This is a genomic window from Arthrobacter sp. Y3223166, from assembly GCF_059090935.1.
Window position 1 is genome coordinate 21,381 of record NZ_JBNHGE010000002.1, and the last position, 16,950, is coordinate 38,330.

The following is a 16,950-nucleotide window of genomic DNA, read 5'->3' on the forward strand; positions in this document are numbered from 1 at the left end:
GCCCCAACCGTGACGGTTGCTGCGCCGCGGGTCCGGATGGGAGCCCCGCCGTGAGGAGCCAACATGACCGCCGTCGTGACCGCCAACAACCCGCAAACCCGCCCAGCCCCGTGGGCCGGACAGGCTACCGCCGAGGAACTGGCCCACTGGCAGCAAGTAGCCGAAGGCGTTGCCGCCGCGCTGGCCCCGGACGTGCTGGAGCGCGACCGACGCAACGCCGACCCGCACGCCGAGGTGGAGCTGCTGCGCAACTCGGGCCTGCTCAACCTGATCATCCCGGCCGACTGGGGCGGCGAGGGCGGGCACTGGGAGAGCGCGCTGCACGCCGTGCGCATCCTGGCCCGCACCGACGCGTCGATCGCGCAAATACTCGGTTACCACTACGCCAACCTGGGCGCCGTCGTGTTCTACGGTGATGCGCAGGTCCAGGAACGACTGCTCCGCCGCTCCGCTCGGGGCCGCTGGTCCTGGGGCGACTCCGTGAACCCGGTGGACCCAAATCTGGAACTTGTTCCCGACGGCGACGGCTTCCGGCTGAACGGCACCAAGCACTTCTCCACCGGCGCTTCCGTCGGCGACGCCATCCTGGTCAACGCCGTGATCGCGGCCGGACCCGAGCGGGGCAAGTTCCTGGCCCTCGCGCTGGAGCATGACCGAACGGGCATCGGATACCTCGGGGACTGGGATGCGCTCGGACAGCGGCTCTCGGCCAGTGGCTCGGTGAAGTACGACGGCGTGCAGGTCACCGAAGCGGACATCATCGGCGAGGTAGGGGAGGAGCCTTTCTCCACGCTGGTTACCCCGTACATCCAGCTGGCCTTCGGCAGCCTCTACCTGGGCATCGCGCAGGGGGCGCTGGACCGCGGACGCCGGATCACGCTGGCGCGCCGGAACTCCTGGTTCCTCAGCACGCAGGAGACCTATGCCCAGGATCCGCTGACGCAGCGGGTCTACGGCGAGCTGGTGTCGCGGGTTGCCGCGGTGGAGGCCCTGGCCGACCGGACGAACGCCAGGTTCGACGCTGTTATTGCCGCCGGCGCGCAGTTGAGCGCGGAAGCCCGGGCGGACATCGCGCTCGAGATTGCGCGGCTCAAGGTCGTGTCCACCGAGGTGGGCGTGGACGTGGCGAACCGGATCTTCGAGACCACCGGCTCGTCCTCCGCGAAAACCGAGGTCGGGCTGGACATTTTCTGGCGCAACATCCGCACGCACACCCTGCACGATCCGGTCGACTACAAGAAGGTCGAGGTCGGCGCCAACTACCTGCTCGGCGACGTCCAGCCGATTTCGCTCTACACCTAAGCCGCGCGGAACGCCGCACACCCCTGCAGCAGCCCGCGGGTCACCTCATGCTGCCCGCCATCCGCGGGCCCACCACCGATGGCCCCAACCCGCGGGGCCCCAACCCGCGGGGCCCCATCACCGGTGCCCGCAACCCGGGCGCCCCATCACCACTGCCCGAAACCTGAGGGCCTCATCTGACGCCCTCACGGCGAAACCTCCAGGAGAACCACCATGACTGAAACACTCGACAACCTCGCCACGGCCTTCGACGCCGCGGCCGCCAAGTACCGTCCGATCTTCGCGCGCATCGCCGCCGGGGCGTTAAGCCGCGAGCTCACCCGCAAGCTGCCGTTTGAGCAGATCGGCTGGCTGAAGGACGCCGGTTTTGGCGCCACACGGATCCCCGCCGAACTTGGCGGCGACGGGCTGGACTGGGAAGAGTTCACCCGGCTCCTGATCGAGTTGGCCGCCGCGGACAGCAACATTCCGCAGGCGCTGCGTTCGCACATTGCCTTGGTGGAGGAGAACCTGTACCACAACGGCCGCACCTCTGACCGCGGCGCCTGGCTGCGGCGCTTCGCGTCCGGCGAGCTGGCCGGCAACGCCTGGACCGAACCGGGCGCCGGGGGAACCGCCACCGTGCTGTCCGAGACCGGCGGCAAGCTGCTGCTGAACGGCCGCAAGTTCTACACCACCGGCACCATCTTCGCGGACTGGATCGACGTCACCGCCAAGCGCCCGGACGGCTCCGATGTCTCGGTGATCATCTCCACCAAGACGCCGGGCGTGGAAACCTTCGACGACTGGGACGGTTTCGGCCAGCGGCTCACCGGCAGCGGCACCACCGTGTTTACCGACGCTGTGGTGGACCCTGCCAACGTGTCCGCCTTCGCCGACCGCTTCCCGTACCAGACGGCGCTCTACCAGCACATCCTGCTGGTGACCCTGGCCGGCATCGCTCAGGCCGTCACCAGCGAAGCCGCAGAGAACGTACGGGACCGCAAGCGGGTGTTCGGCCACGGAAACGCCCCGCTGGTTCGGCACGACGCGCAGGTCCTGCAGGTGGTCGGCGAAATCAGCGCCAAGGCCTACGCCGCGAAGGCAACCACGCTCGGCGTTGCCCGCAGCCTGGACCGCGTCTTCGCCTCGCGGCAGTCAGACGCCGACGCCGAGAAGGCGGCCAACATCGCCGTCGAACTGGAATCGGGCCGGGCGCAGATTGTGCTCAGCGCCTTGGTCCCGGACGCCGCAGGCGCCCTTTTCAACGCGCTCGGTGCCTCCTCGACCAGCACGGACAAGGCACTGGACCGGCACTGGCGCAACGCCCGCACCGTGGCCACGCACAACCCGTTCATCTATAAGGCCCGGATCATCGGCGACTGGGAAGTCAACGGCGCCGAGCCCCCGTACGTCTGGACGATTGGCGAGGCCAATGCCGACGCCGCGCGTCAGCCACAGAGCGACGGCGCCCGTCCAGCCAGCCAAGCCACCCGCTCCGCGGCCTTCTAGGAAGAAGCCAACTATGTCCGTATCCGTCAATAACCCAACCCTCGCCGCACCCGAGACCGCCGCGGCCGCCAATGCCGGTGCTCCACGGCTCTCCGGCCGGCTGGGCGTCGCCAGCATCGTGCTCATCGTGCTGGCCGCCGCGTCGCCACTGGGCGTCATCGGCGGAACCGTCCCGCTGGCCATCGTCAGCGGCAACGGCGCCGGCCTTCCCTTCATCTACCTGCTGGCCATGGCCATCCTGCTGTTGTTTGCCGTCGGCTTCACCACCATGACACCGCACGTGCCAACGGCCGGCGCGTTCTTCAGCTACGTCGGCAAAGGCCTCGGCCGCAGGGCGGGCCTGGGGGCGGCCTTCGTGGCCCTGCTCTCCTACCTCGCGCTGGAAGCCGGCGTCTACGGCCTGCTGGCGCCGGCCGTCGACGAAGTGGTGCGCGCCTACGGCGGGCCGGCACTGCCATGGTGGGCATGGGCCGCTGCCGCCCTGGCCGCCGTCGCCTGGCTGGGCCACCGCAACATCGAGCTCTCCGGCAAGGTGCTGGGGGTACTGCTGGTCGCCGAGGTGCTGATCGTGCTGGTTTTGGACGCTGCCGTAATTTTTGGCGGCGGCGGTCGAGAGGGCCTGTCCACCGGGTTCGTCACTCCGTCGACCGTGCTGTCCGGGGCGCCCGGCATCGCGCTGTTGTTCGCCATCCTGAGTTTCATTGGCTTCGAGGCCACCGCCGTGTTTCGCGACGAGGCACGGGACCCGGACAAGACGATCCCGCGCGCCACCTATGTAGCCCTCATCGTGGTGGGCGGCTTCTACGCGCTCTCCAGCTGGCTGCTGATCAGCGTGTGGGGCGACGAGGGCATCGTCCAAAAGGCCACGGACGCGCCCGGCACCTTGCTCTCGGAGACTACCGCGCTCTACCTCGGAACCGCGGGCAGCCACGTCATCCAGGTACTGCTGGCCAGCAGCCTGTTCGCCTGCATCCTGTCCCTGCACAACATCAGCTCACGCTATTTCTTCCAGATCGCCGGACAAGGCATTTTCCCCGCCAAGCTGGCCGGCACGCACACCCGGCACCACTCGCCACATCTGGCCTCGGCCGCTTCGACCGGAGTGGTGGCCCTGTTCCTGCTGGCCGCGGTGGTGGCCGGCTGGGACCCCATCGTGCAGTTCTACACCTGGTTTGCCGGTTTCGCCTCCCTGGGCGTGGTGGTGCTGATGACGGTCACCAGCATCGCGGTGCTGGTTTTCTTCCGCCGGCAGGGCGCACCGGCCCGCGACTGGAAGCGCTCGGTCGCCCCGGCTCTCGGACTCCTCGGGCTGCTGGCCATCCTGGGCCTGATCCTGCAGAACCTGCCCACCCTGGTCGGCAACAGTGTGCCGCTGGCGATCGCCGTCGTCGTCCTGATTCTTGTCTGCCTGGGGGCCGGAGCGGTGGCGGGATGGAAGCGTCCGCAGACCAAAGCCGGCTCCGCACCGGCGTCGTGATTTATACCCGGCGTAACGCGTCGTAATTCTTACTCCGCGTGACGCGGAACATTTCCCTCCGGACGCCCCCGGGTGTCCAATGGAGGGGTACCCATCCAGAGCGGCCGAGAGACCTGGCTTGTTGACGCCGCAGCAACCCCCTCCCTGAGGAAGGTGCTACCGCCAGGACCGATGGAGAAGCTCGATCTCTCGTTGGTCTTCCGTTGGCAGCCGCATGCCCGACGGAGGGCTGGCGCGGGCTCTTCTCATCAGAAAAGGAGCCTGACATGACCGTAAACAACCCGCAGCCCAACCCCCGGCGCCAAGTTCGCTTCAACGCCTTCGACATGAACTGCGTGGGCCATCAGTCGCCCGGACTGTGGCGCCACCCGCAGGACAAGTCCCCCACCTACAACACCATCGGCTACTGGACCCACCTGGCCAAGGTGCTGGAAAAGGGCCTGTTCGACGGCCTGTTCATCGCCGACGTGCTCGGCACCTACGACGTCTTCGGATCCTCCAACGAGACCACGCTGCGCGCCGGCACACAGGTCCCCGTGAACGATCCGTTCATGCTGGTCTCGGCGATGGCCGCGGTGACCGAAAACCTCGGCTTCGGCGTCACCGCCGGCACCGCCTACGAGCACCCCTACCCGTTCGCCCGCCGCCTGGCCACGCTGGACCACCTGACCAACGGGCGGGTCGGCTGGAACGTGGTCACCGGTTACCTGCCCTCGGCGGCGCGCAACATGGGCCAGGAAGACCAGCTGGAGCACGACGAGCGCTACAACCACGCGGACGAATACCTCGAGGTCATCTACAAGCTGCTCGAGGGCTCGTGGGAGGACGACGCGGTGGTCAAGGACGTGGAGACCGGCGTCTTCACCGACCCGGCGAAGGTCCACGAGATTCGGCACGAGGGCAAGTACTTTAAGGTTCCCGGCATCGCCATCACCGAGCCGAGCCCGCAGCGCACCCCGGTCATCTTCCAGGCCGGGGCTTCCAAGCGCGGCACCGAGTTCGCCGCCGGGAACGCCGAGGCGGTGTTCGTGACCTGCCCGACCAAGGAGATGCTGGCCGCATCGGTGAAGAAGATCCGCGACGCCGTGGAGGCGGCCGGACGCGACCGCTACGACGTCCGCATCTACGCGATGCAGACCGTGGTGACCGGGCCCGACACCGCCGCCGCGCAGGCCAAATTCGAGGACTACAAGTCCTACGCAGACATCAACGGGGCGCTGGCGCTGATCTCCGGCTGGATGGGCGTGGACCTCTCCACCTACGGCCCGGATGACGTGATTGGCGAAAACGTGAAGTCCAACGCCATCCAGTCCTCCGTGGAGACCTTCCAGAAGGCCTCCGGCGACAGCGGCAAGCCGTGGACCATCCGCCAGCTGGCCGAATGGGTCGGCGTCGGCGGTTTCGGCCCGATCACCGTCGGCTCCGGCGCGGAGGTAGCCGCCAAGCTCGTGGAGTGGGTCGACGAGACCGACGTGGACGGGTTCAACCTGGCCTACGCGATCACCCCGGGCACCTTCGAGGACATCGTGGAATTCGTCGTGCCGGAACTGCAGAAGCTGGGCGCCTACCCCACGGAGTACGCGCCGGGGACCCTGCGCAACAAGCTCTTCGGCCGCGGCGACAAGCTGCCGGAGAACCACCGGGCCGCTGGCTTCCGCCTGCAGAACGCGCTGGCCCACCGAGCTTAGGCACGGGCAGAACCATCTAAACAACGACGGCGGTGCGCCTGGCCCACGGGGAGGCGCACCGCCGTCGTTCTCCGGTGCCTACATCTTCGCGTAGCGCGCCCGGGCGCCCATGTAGAGGCCGTAACAGATCAGGCCAACGGCGACGACGGCGAGTGCGGCCGGGCCGAAGGCCTGATCACGCAGCGCCTTGAGCGCCCCGTCCAACCCCTTGACCTCCTGCGGGTCGTGCTGCACCGCGGCCACCGCCAACAGCAGCCCCAGCACGAACAGTGCCAGCCCCTTGCCCGCATAACCCACGACGCCGGTCCACGTCACGGCGGTGCCGGTGCTGCCCCTGGGGAGCCGTTTGAGGTCGTCCAGGAACTTCTTCTTCAGGCCCTTGTACACGTAAAAGACGCCGGCGCCCATGATGACGGCGCCAATCAGGAACAGGACAACGGCACCGCCCGGCCACTGCATCAGCCTGGTGCTGGCGTCCTGGGAACTCTGGCTGCTGTCGGCGCCGGAACCCAGCGCGAAGCTGCCGAACGATACCGCCACCACCGTGTACGCGATGGCCAGTCCCACGGACTTCGCCCGGTAGCCCCACCTCTTCTTTGCCTCCCGGCCGCGGCCGCCGAACACCGCCTCGCTGATCTGCCACAAGGCCAGGGCGGCGGCGGCAAGCATGCCCGCCCAGAGCAGGAACATCCCGCCCGGAGTCTTCGCCAGGCTTGAGGCGGCCCCGGTCTGGTCCGCCTCGCCGCCTCCGCCGAAGGCGAGCCGGAGCGCGATCGCGCCGATCAGCACGTGCAGCAGGCCGCTGGCCACGTAACCGAACCGCGCCACCCGCTCGAACGCCTTGGAATTGGCGGCGACCTCGGTCTTGTCCTTGGCCCTGCCGGCCGCCCGCTTCGCTTCCCTGCCGGTGTCTGACATGGGTCTCCTCTCCAGAGCCGTCGCCCGTTCCGAAACCCGCCGGCGGCACCGAAGCCCGCCGTCGTTCCCCGTGAAACAACTGTGAAACCATCCTGCCACCGAAGTTGCCGCCGCGCACCGGGCGGAACTAGGGCGGGATGCGGTCCAGGGGGCGTCGGGCCAGGCTCGGGTGGGGCGGGGCACGGAGGCCGGGTGGGCACGTCGATCTCCGCAGAACCGTGAGCGGCGCGGGCGACGCTCGGGCGGGGCGAGGCACGGGCGGGGCGAGGCACGGAGGCCGGGTGGTACGTCGATCTGCGCAGAACCGTGACCGGCGCGGGCCGGGAGCAGTAGGCTCGTGCCCATGGACGCAACCGCCCTGCGCGCATTCTGCCTGTCCCTGCCCGGGGCGTTCGAGGACTTCCCGTTTGGGCCCGAGTCGTCGGTGTTCAAGGTCCGGGCGGCAGGCCGAGCGGCGAAGATGTTCGCGCTCTCGGACCTGCAGGCGCCGCGGCTGAGCATCAGCCTCAAGTGCGAACCGGTGCTGGCGCAGCAGCTCCGCGCGGCGCATCCGGAGATCACGGGTGCCTATCACATGAACAAAACGCACTGGAACGGCGTGCGCTGCGACGGCGGGCTGCCCGACGACATGCTGCGGGACATGATCGAGGACTCCTACGACCTGGTGGTGGCGTCGCTGCCGCACCGCGACCGCGAGATGCTGGGCTGGATGGGCCTGGCCAGGGGCGACGATGCGCTGCAGGGCTGAGCGGTGAGGGCCGAGGACCTGGGCGGGGTTCCGCTGACGTACGACGGCGTGGGGTTGAGCCGGGAGCGCACCTCGCCGCCGGGATACCGGGTCGTCGACGAGCGAGTCGGTGTCGGTGAGGGGGAAGACGCTTTTCACCGGCTGGCCGAGGGGCTGATGGGGTGGGAAGTGCATCGGCTGGCCGGGCTGCGGGTCGATGCCACGGGGCCGGTGGCCGCCGAAGGCGCGGAGGTGGTGTCCGGGTTCGGCGTCGGGCCGCTGCGGCTCGCCATCCCGTGCCGCGTGGTGTGGACGGAACGGACGCCGACCCGGACGGGCTTCGGCTACGGCACCCTGCCTGGACATCCGGAGTCGGGGGAGGAAGGCTTTGTGGCTGTGCTGGAGGGGAGCGGGCGGGTGGTCTTCGAGGTGTTCGCGTTCAGCCGGCATGCCAACTGGTTCTACCGGGCAGGAGCACCGGTGGCGGAGGCCGCACAGCGGCTGGTCACGCGGCGCTATATTGCCGCGGCCAAGGCGCTCGCCGGCGGGCAGGCCGGGCACCGCCGCTAACTGATTGGCCGCACCTGACCTGACGGACCGCGCGGTACATGACAGGATGAAAAGACACCCCCAACAGAAGAAAGGCTGATGCCTCGTGATTTTCATTGTGGTCAAGTTCAAGGTCAAGGACGAGTACGCCGATAACTTCCCCGAACTCGTCCGCGAATTCACCGAGGCGACGCGTGCCGAGCCGGGCAACCTGTGGTTCGACTGGTCGCGCAGCGTGGAGGACCCCAATGAGTACGTGCTGGTCGAGGCCTTCCGGGACGACGCGGCCGAAGCGCATGTGAAGAGCGACCACTTCAAGAAGGCCATGCAGGAGCAGCCGCAGTACCTGCAGGAAACGCCGCGGATCATCAGCCGCCAGGTCGAGGGCGACGACTGGGACCTGATGGGCGAAATGACCGTCGCGTAGCGGCCCGCGCGGCCGGTGGGGCTGGCAAGCGGCCGGTTCTTCGCCACAATAGGCCCATGGAAAATTTCACGCCGCGCACCGCCATCGTCACCGGTTCCGACTCCGGCATCGGCCGGGCCACCGCCGTCGCGCTCGCCCGGGCAGGGCTGGACGTGGGGATCACCTGGCACTCGGACGAAAGCGGGGCTGAAGAGACCGCGCAGGAGGTGCGCGCGCTCGGCCGCAGCGCCGCCGTCGCCCACTTGGACACCACGGACCTGCCCGGCTGCGGCGACGTGGTCGATTCGCTCGCGGAGCAACTCGGCGGACTGGACGTGTTCGTCAACAACTCCGGCACGGGCGCCTCGGAGCCGTTCCTGGAGTTGGACTACGAGACCTGGCGCCGGGTGGTCGCCACCGACCTGGACGGCGCGTTCGTGTGCATGCAGCGGGCAGCCCGGCGGATGGCGGATGCCGGCCGCGGCGGCCGGATCATCGCCGTGACCAGCGTGCACGAGCACCAGCCGATGATCGGGGCCGCCCCGTACGACGCCGCGAAGCACGGCCTCGGCGGCCTGGTGAAGAACATGGCGCTGGAGCTCGGCCGGCACGGCATCACGGTCAACTCCGTCGCGCCGGGAGAGATCGCCACCGCCATGACCGGCAACGAGGACGAAGACCCGCACCGCATCGACCGGCCGGGCATTCCGCTGGCAAGGCCCGGCGACGCCCGCGAGGTCGCAGCCGTGATCGCCTTCCTCGCGTCGGCCGAAGCCGGCTACGTCACCGGGGCGTCGTGGGTGGTGGACGGCGGCATGCTGCAGATGGGGCCGCAGGCCGGGGCGGCCGTGACCGGGCACGACTGGCGCAAGGTGTAGCCGCGACGGCCCGGACCGCGCCGTCGTTGGTCAGTTGGCGGCGATCCGCTCCGTGGAGCCGCGCACAATCAGCGAGGCCTCCAAGGTGAGCTGGGGTTGCTCGAGGTCGCGGCCTTCGATCAGGCCGCGCAGCTGTTCGCCGGCCTTGAGGCCCAGCCGGGCGGCGGGAAGGTGGACGGTGGTGAGGCCGGGGTTGCTGGTGGCGGAGTAGGGCAGGTCGTCAAAGCCGGCGACGGCGAGTTCGTCCGGGATCCGCACGCCGGCAACGCGCGCTTGCTGCAGCACGCCGTACGCGTGGGTATCGGTGGCGCAGACGACGGCGGTGACACCCGCTTGCTGCCACTGGGGCCAGGCGGCGGCAAACGCGTCGGCTGCCGCGCCGACGTCGATCGTGGTGCTGATCAGGTGGGCCGGGTCTGCGGTCATCCCGCGAGTGGCCGCTTCCTCCAGGAAGGCCGTCCGGCGAATGGTGAAGGTGGCTGTGCCGGTCACGCTGTCCAGGTACGCCACCCGCTGGTGGCCGGAGGCGGCCAGGTGCGCCGCGAGTTCGCGGGCGCCGTGGGCCACGTCGAGGTTGACGGACGGCGCATAAGCCTCCAGCCCGGGCGCGTCGAGCAGCACCAAGGGGCCCGTGGGGGAGAGGTCCTCGAGGAACGCGGCATCGGGGGCATCCACCAGCAGGCCTGCCGGGCGCAGGGCGAGGAGCCGGCGGATGTCATCCGCGCGGGGGAATTCGCCGGCTTCGGTGACGGAGAGCAGCAGCTGGAAGTCCGCGCCGAGGGATTCGCGCACGCCGGTAACGACCTTGGCGAAGAACGGGTTGGAAATGTCCGGCGCCACCAGCACCACAATGGAGCTGACGCCCTTGGCCAGCGAACTGCCCACGCTGTCCACCACGTATCCGAGTTCGGCGATGGCCTGGCTGACCCGGGAGATGTTGTCGGCGGACACCCGCCCGCGCGTTTTGCCGTTCGCCACCAACGAAACCGTCGCGGGGGAGACGCCGGCGCGTGCCGCCACCATCGCCGCGGTCACTCGCCGACCGACGCGCGGCGGGTGTTGGGGAGGGCGGGCGGAATCCATGAGCCCCATGATAGGCGTAATCAAGCGCAACAAGGCATCAAGCGCTTGACGCGCACTACGTCAAGCGTTTGACGTGGACCGGAAGGGGATGTCAAACTCGCTGTGACAATTTCCCCGCTGCGGGGCCCCGATGACGTGGAGAGAAAACATGGACGCCACTTCCGCGACGCCCGGACCGAAGAAGATCATCCTGGACTGCGATCCGGGGCACGACGACGCCGTGGCGCTGCTCCTGGCCCACGGCAACCCGAACATCGAACTGCTCGCCGTGACCACCGTTGTCGGCAACCAGACCCTGGCAAAGGTCACCAAGAACGCCCTGGCCGTGGGGACGATCGCCGGCATCACCGGTGTCCCGTTCGCCGCCGGCTGCGACCGGCCGCTGGTGCGCACCATCGAAACCGCGCCGGATATCCACGGCGAGTCCGGCATGGACGGCCCCGCGCAGCCGGAGTCCGCCATCGAACTGGACCCGCGGCACGCCGTTGATCTCATTATCGACACGATCATGGCGCACGAACCCGGCACCGTAACCCTGGTCCCGACCGGCGGCCTGACCAACATCGCGATGGCCGCCCGCAAGGAGCCGCGCATCGTCGAGCGGGTCAAGGAAGTCGTGCTGATGGGCGGCGGCTACCATGTGGGCAACTGGTCCGCCGTGGCCGAATTCAACATCATGATCGACCCCGAGGCCGCCCACATCGTCTTCAACGAGAAGTGGCCCCTGGTCATGGTGGGACTGGACCTCACGCACCAGGCGCTGGCCACCCCCGACGTCGTCGAGCAAATCGAAGCCGTCGGCACCGGCCCGGCCCGCTTTGTCCGCGAACTGATGGACTTTTTCGCCCAGACGTACAAGGATGCACAGGGCTTCGACTACCCGCCGGTCCACGATCCGTGTGCCGTCGCCTACGTCATCGACCCCACGGTGATGACCACCCGCAAGGTCCCGGTCGACATCGAACTGCAGGGCAAGCTGACCCTCGGCATGACCGTCGCCGACTTCCGCGCCCCCGCGCCGGCCGACTGCCACACCTCCGTGGCCGTGGACCTTGACCGCACCAAGTTCTGGAACCTGGTGACCGATGCGCTGGTCCGCATCGGCGAGGTAGAAACGGGAACCGCCACCACAACGACGACGGCGGCGCCCGCCTCCGCGACGTCGGTCACCACCGGGGAGGCAGCGAAATGAGCGCCGTTCTCCACGACACCAAGGCCACCCGCGGCGGCACCACCGCCCTGATGGTCGCCCTGCTGACGGCCTGCGTGGCCTTCCAGCTCAATGCCTCCATGCTCAGCCCCGCCCTGGTCACCATGGGGGAGGAACTGCAGACCGACCAAGCCTCGATCGGCCTGTCCCAGACGTGGTTCTTCACCACCGCCGCGCTGTTCTCCCTGTTCCTGCCCCGGCTGAGCGATATCGTCGGCCGCAAGCGAATCCTCGTCGGCATGATGCTGCTGACGGCCGTCGGCTCCGTGATCGCGGCGCTGGCCCCGGACGTTACGTGGCTCTTCGTGGGCCGGATCATCCAGGGCGTCAGCGGCCCCACCGTTCCGCTGTGCCTGATCATGCTGCGCACCGCCGTGCCCAACCCGCGCACGTACGGCACGCTGATGGGGGTCATCCTCGCGGTCAACGGCGGCGTGGCCGGCGTCGATGCCTTCCTCGGCGGCTACATGGCCGAGCACTACGGCTTCCGCAGCATCTTCTGGTTCATGGTGGTGCTCGCCGTGCTCGCCGCGATCCTCGTCGCCGTCCTGACGCCCGAGAGCAAACCGCAGGCCGGGACGCGGATGGACTGGACCGGCGTCGTCTTTATTGTTGTCGCAGTCGGTGCCCTGCTCACCGCGCTGAACGAGGCCGCCAAGCTGGTCGGCGCGTTCTCCACGGGAACCCTGATTCTCTCGCTGGTGTTGATCGCCGTGGCCGCCGCAGCGTTCGCCGCCTTCTGGGTCACCGAAAAGCGTACGAAGGAGCCGATGGTCGAGATTGTCCATCTGCGCCAGCGCTCCACGTGGGCGCCGCTGCTGACCACAATCCTGACCATGACCGGCATCTTCGCCGTGATCAACGGGATTGTCCCCGCTTACGTACAGGCCGCCGCACCCGGCTTCGGCCTCGGCCCCACCGAAACGGCGCTGCTCATCCTGACCCCCTACGCGCTGCTGGGCTGGGTCTTCGGCCCGATCAGCGGGCGGCTCGCCCCGGTCCTGGGCTACACCAATGTCCTGCGCATCGGCATGATCGGCAGCATCGTCTCCCTGGTGATCATTGCGCTGTTCGGCCTGAACAGCCTGCCGGTGATGGTCGCCGCCACTGCGCTGCTCGGCATCATGTACGCCGGCACCGCGAACATCATGCTCAACGGGCTCGGCGTGGTGCTCTCGCCCCCGGGCAACCCCGGCTTCCTGCCGGGTATGAACGCCGGAGCCTTCAACCTCGGCGCCGGGCTGAGCTTCCTGGTGCTGCCGGCGGTGCTCGTGGGCACCTCGGCGCTGGGCGACCGCGGCTCTTACCTTACGGTGATTGTGGTCGGCCTGGTCATCACCGTCGCGGCCTTCGCCGCCTCGCTGCTGATCCCCAAGCCCGTTGAGGCCGAGGTGGAAAAGTGAGTCCGCGGGCCGGACGCATCGTCGTCGTTGGTTCACTGAACGCGGACCTGACCATCTACACCGAGCGGCTGCCCAACCCTGGCGAAACCCTCCGCGGCGAAGGCTTCACCGTGAACCCGGGAGGCAAGAGCGCCAACCAAGCCGTGGCCGCTGGCCGGCTCGGCGGCAACGTCGCCCTGATCGGCGCCGTGGGCGAGGACTCCAACGGAGACATGCTGCTGGCCTCCGTGGCAGGGGCCGGCGCGGACGTTTCCCGCGTGCGCCGTGCCGCCGGCGTCGAGACCGGCGTCGCGGTCATCACCGTTGACGCCGCGGGGGAGAACAGCATCGTTATTTCCCCCGGCGCCAACGGCACGGTGGTTCCGGATGATGTCGCCGCAGCCGGGGACGTTTTCAATGGCGCCGCCGTGGTTTGCCTCTGCCTCGAGGTCGGCCTGGACGTCGTGGAGGCGACAGCACGAGCAGGGCACGACGCCGGAGCTACAGTGCTGCTCAACCTCTCGCCTTACGCGCCCGTGCCCAGAAGCCTGGCCGAACTCACCGACGTCCTGCTGGTCAACGCGCACGAGGCTTCGCTGTTCCTCGGCGGCGGCGAAATGCCCTGCGCCGATGCCGCCGTTGCCGACTGGGAGCAGGTGCGCTTGCAGTTTGCGGCGCAGGGGCTGGACCGCGTCGTGGTCACTCTGGGTGCCGAAGGCTCCATCGTGCTGGATGGGCATGCCGAGGAGGGGCGCCGTTTCACCCGGATCGCCCCCACCAAGGTTGACGCCGTGGACACCACCGGCGCCGGCGACGCCTTCACCGGGTCCCTCGCGGCACGGCTAGCCGCAGGGGAGACCCTGGCCGAGGCGGCGGCGTTCGCTTCGGTCGCTGCTGCCCTGGCCGCCACGAAGAAGGGAACCCAGGCCGCGTATCCGCGGCTGGCGGACGTGGAGCGCCTGCGGGCCGGCGCCTGACGGCAGAGGCCGTACACCACCCACAAACGAACGGCGCCGTGCACCGGAAGGTGCGCGGCGCCGTCGTCGTTGGTGGAGCCTCTCACCCTCCGGGCAGAACTCTTTGTGGTCTGTGGGGCGGCGATTATAAGTGTCCGGCTGCAGTAATCCCGAAAAAACGCGGGCGCCACGGGACCCGACTCCCTGTCAATAAAAAATGAACGTTTGGACGGGAATTAGACCAGCAACCATTGCCAACCCGCTACCGGTGTTGTGGCATTGAGTTGCCGCCGGCAACCAGGCCCTTTCACGGAGGGGCTGCCGACGGCATTCGCATGCAGTTCCATCGCAGTTGATTCGACGAGGAGTCAGGTGAAAAAGACGAAACCAGCGCTCATGGCACTCTCATTGGTTCTTTCAGCGGGGTTGGCGGGAGGCCTTGCCGCCCCCGGCGCTACGGCAGCCGACACCACGGACACCGTGCAGCAAAGTAGTGAAAAGGTCCTCGGATCGGGCGCTATCACCGTCAAGCGGGACACCTACGGCGTCCCGCACGTCTACGCGGACAAGACCCGAGATCTGTTCTACGGCTATGGCTATTCAGTTGCTGAGGACCGTATGTTCCAACTGGAAATGGCCAAACGCGCCGTTCTGGGCACCTCTGCCGAAGTGCTGGGCGCGGACTACGTCGAGATCGACAAGCGCTCCCGGGCCTCCTTTGACCCGGAAGCCATCAGGGAGCAGATTGCTGCCCTGCCCGCAGAAGATCGGGACATCCTCGACGGTTACGCGGCCGGTTTCAACAAGCGCATTTCGGAGGTCATGGACAACCCGGGCGCGCTGCTGCCGAAGCAGTTCACCGATTACGGCTTCGAGCCCTCCCGGTGGTCAGGGTACGACGTGGCGATGATCTGGGTCGGCACCATGGCCAACCGATTCTCGGACAGCGCAGGGGAGCTTTCCAGCCTGCAGGTCCTCCAGCAGCTCACCGCCGAACACGGTGCGGAGCAGGGCCAGCTCCTCTTCGATCAGCTGCAGTGGATCGAAGATCCCACCGCCCCCACCACCGTGCCGCGCAAGGATAAAAAGCGACCGAACCAGCTGGCCTCGGACAGCCCCTCCCAGATGGCCAAGCTCAACAAAGTCTCCCAGGATCTGAAGGATGACGGCTTGGAGCGGATGAAGCAGTTCGGCGGCGGCGACTGGCCGAACCTCCAGCCTGAGGCCAGCAATCTCTGGATCGTCGGCGGTAAGAAGAGCAAGGAGAAGGGCTCGGTGCTGCTCAATGGCCCCCAGTTCTCCTGGTTCAACCCCTCCTATGTCTACGGCATCGGCCTGCACGGGGCCGGTTACGATGTGACGGGGAACACACCCTTCGCCCACCCCACCATCCTCTTCGGCACCAACAAGAACATCAGCTGGGGATCCACCGCCGGACCGCTCGACGTCAACGACGTCTACCAAGAGCAGCTGAACCCGGAAAACCCCCACGAGTACAAGTACGACGGCGATTGGGTGCCGATGGATGTCCGCACCGAAAAGATCGAGGTCGCCGGACAGGAACCGATCGAACAGCAGGTTTACTCCACCGTCCACGGTTTCGTGACCAGCTTTGACGAAGCGAACAACACGGCATACTCAAAGAAACGCAGCTGGACCGGTACCGAAATCCAGTCTTTCATGGCTTGGATCAAGATCATGAAGGCCCAAAACTGGGAGGAGTACCTGGCCCAGGCGGAGAAGGTGGGCATTACGATCAACTGGTACTACGCCGACAAGAAAGGCAACATCGGCTACGTCTCCCCAGGCAAGCTGCCCATCCGCGCCGAAGGGCACGACCCGCGGCTCCCCGCCGTCGGCGACGGGTCCATGGAGTGGAAGGGCATCAGGGACTTCTCCGAAAACCCCAAGGTTTACAACCCCAAACAGGGCTATATCGTGAACTGGAACAACCAGTCCGGTGCCGGCTTCAACGCAGGCTCAGGAAACTGGTCGCCGGTGGACCGGGTCAACGAGATCATTGAACGGCTTGAGGACCAGCAGAAGTTCACGACCGACGAGATCTGGAACATCAACGAAGAAACCTCGTTTGCGGACCTGAACATCCGCTACTTCCGCCCGTTCCTCGAGGAAGCCGTCAAAACGCTGCCCGCCAAGGATCCCGTGGTCCAGGATGTCCGGCTCCTGACAGGATGGGATGGCCAGCGCCGTGACAGTGACGGCGACGGCAAGCTCGACGGCCCTGAGGCAGCGATCATGGATGCCTGGCTGCCGATCCTGTTCGAGGCGGTGCTCAAGGACGACCTGCCAGCCTCCGTTTTTGCCAGCTACTCGCAGGGCACCGGTCTCGCCCGTCCCGCAAACGGCAGCAAGCTCGTCTACAACGCCCTGTTGGGTAAAGACGCCGGGGTCTTACAGCACGTCGACTTCTTTAATGGCGCGGACAAGAAGCAAGTCTTGCTGGAAACCTACCAGCAGGCGCTGGAGAAGCTCGAGGCCGAACAGGGCACCGACCGCAAGAACTGGACCGCGCCCACGCCCCAGCACGAGTTCTCTTACAAGAACTTTATCGGCGTCCCGCAGGCGAACCCGAACGAGAACCTGACTGGGCCGGACTACATGAACCGCGGCACCCAGAATGACATCGTCTCGCTCTTCGGTTCGCAGGCCGAGATGTGCACGGTAGCCCCGCCCGGCCAAAGCGGCTTCATCGCTCCAGACGGCACCAAGTCCCCGCACTACGCTGATCAACTGCAGATGTACGCGGACTTCGAATGCAAGACGGAAAACCTCTACCCGGAACAGCTCGAAGCCAACCTCGAGAGCGAGAAACTACTGAAGTGACCTGTTCGTAGTCGACAGCAGGCGGCCACCGGCGGTGGC

At 67.6% G+C, this 16,950-nt stretch carries 14 protein-coding genes and 1 riboswitch; of the genes, 12 read left to right on the top strand and 2 right to left on the bottom strand.

The window, feature by feature from the left end:
• The first annotated feature begins 63 nt into the window (after positions 1-63).
• From AC5RUH_RS01680 to AC5RUH_RS01695, 4 genes are all read left to right on the top strand, one after another.
• A complete protein-coding gene (locus AC5RUH_RS01680; protein WP_494127728.1) occupies positions 64-1,302 on the top strand; it encodes an acyl-CoA dehydrogenase family protein in 1,239 nt (412 codons plus the stop codon).
• A 213-nt stretch (positions 1,303-1,515) separates the two neighbouring features.
• Positions 1,516-2,793: an acyl-CoA dehydrogenase family protein gene (locus tag AC5RUH_RS01685; RefSeq protein ID WP_494127729.1), complete on the top strand. Its 1,278-nt coding sequence runs from the start codon at positions 1,516-1,518 to the stop codon at positions 2,791-2,793.
• Positions 2,794-2,806: 13 nt separating this feature from the next.
• Positions 2,807-4,270 (top strand): APC family permease, encoded by a 1,464-nt coding sequence (locus tag AC5RUH_RS01690; RefSeq protein WP_494127730.1) that lies wholly within the window; start codon positions 2,807-2,809, stop codon positions 4,268-4,270.
• 88 nt (positions 4,271-4,358) lie between these two features.
• Positions 4,359-4,448, top strand: a riboswitch (SAM riboswitch).
• Between the two features lie 88 nt (positions 4,449-4,536).
• Positions 4,537-5,958 (top strand): LLM class flavin-dependent oxidoreductase, encoded by a 1,422-nt coding sequence (locus AC5RUH_RS01695; protein WP_494127731.1) that lies wholly within the window; start codon positions 4,537-4,539, stop codon positions 5,956-5,958.
• 78 nt (positions 5,959-6,036) lie between these two features.
• On the opposite strand, the gene AC5RUH_RS01700 is transcribed toward AC5RUH_RS01695, so the two are convergent.
• Positions 6,037-6,876 carry a DUF1206 domain-containing protein gene (locus tag AC5RUH_RS01700; protein ID WP_494013280.1) on the bottom strand — a complete coding sequence of 280 codons (840 nt, stop codon included), beginning with the start codon at positions 6,874-6,876 and terminating at the stop codon, positions 6,037-6,039.
• A gap of 343 nt (positions 6,877-7,219) precedes the next feature.
• Here AC5RUH_RS01700 and AC5RUH_RS01705 point away from each other — a divergent pair, with 343 nt between their 5' ends.
• From AC5RUH_RS01705 to AC5RUH_RS01720, 4 genes are all read left to right on the top strand, one after another.
• Positions 7,220-7,624 carry an MmcQ/YjbR family DNA-binding protein gene (locus AC5RUH_RS01705; RefSeq protein WP_494127732.1) on the top strand — a complete coding sequence of 135 codons (405 nt, stop codon included), beginning with the start codon at positions 7,220-7,222 and terminating at the stop codon, positions 7,622-7,624.
• Positions 7,625-7,627: 3 nt separating this feature from the next.
• Entirely contained in the window at positions 7,628-8,173 is a 546-nt protein-coding gene (locus tag AC5RUH_RS01710) for a DUF1990 domain-containing protein (RefSeq protein ID WP_494127733.1), read from the top strand.
• Between the two features lie 85 nt (positions 8,174-8,258).
• Complete coding sequence (locus tag AC5RUH_RS01715) at positions 8,259-8,579, top strand: putative quinol monooxygenase (RefSeq protein ID WP_494002047.1); 321 nt, start codon at positions 8,259-8,261, stop codon at positions 8,577-8,579.
• Positions 8,580-8,635: 56 nt separating this feature from the next.
• Positions 8,636-9,436: an SDR family oxidoreductase gene (locus AC5RUH_RS01720; RefSeq protein ID WP_494127734.1), complete on the top strand. Its 801-nt coding sequence runs from the start codon at positions 8,636-8,638 to the stop codon at positions 9,434-9,436.
• 30 nt (positions 9,437-9,466) lie between these two features.
• Here AC5RUH_RS01720 and AC5RUH_RS01725 read toward each other — a convergent pair whose 3' ends face one another.
• A complete protein-coding gene (locus AC5RUH_RS01725; RefSeq protein ID WP_494127848.1) occupies positions 9,467-10,459 on the bottom strand; it encodes a LacI family DNA-binding transcriptional regulator in 993 nt (330 codons plus the stop codon).
• Between the two features lie 208 nt (positions 10,460-10,667).
• Here AC5RUH_RS01725 and uriH point away from each other — a divergent pair, with 208 nt between their 5' ends.
• The 4 genes from uriH to AC5RUH_RS01745 all read left to right on the top strand — a co-directional run bounded on the left by uriH (position 10,668) and on the right by AC5RUH_RS01745 (position 16,911).
• Positions 10,668-11,711, top strand: coding sequence for a uridine-preferring nucleoside hydrolase UriH (gene uriH / locus AC5RUH_RS01730; RefSeq protein WP_494127735.1), 1,044 nt, complete (start codon positions 10,668-10,670; stop codon positions 11,709-11,711).
• Positions 11,708-13,132, top strand: coding sequence for a uridine transporter UriT (uriT, locus tag AC5RUH_RS01735; protein WP_494024819.1), 1,425 nt, complete (start codon positions 11,708-11,710; stop codon positions 13,130-13,132). The genes uriH and uriT overlap by 4 nt, the downstream gene beginning before the upstream one ends.
• Entirely contained in the window at positions 13,129-14,088 is a 960-nt protein-coding gene (locus AC5RUH_RS01740) for a ribokinase (protein ID WP_494127736.1), read from the top strand. Before uriT ends, AC5RUH_RS01740 begins: the two co-directional genes overlap by 4 nt.
• A gap of 375 nt (positions 14,089-14,463) precedes the next feature.
• Positions 14,464-16,911 carry a penicillin acylase family protein gene (locus tag AC5RUH_RS01745; RefSeq protein WP_494127737.1) on the top strand — a complete coding sequence of 816 codons (2,448 nt, stop codon included), beginning with the start codon at positions 14,464-14,466 and terminating at the stop codon, positions 16,909-16,911.
• Positions 16,912-16,950 lie beyond the last annotated feature (39 nt).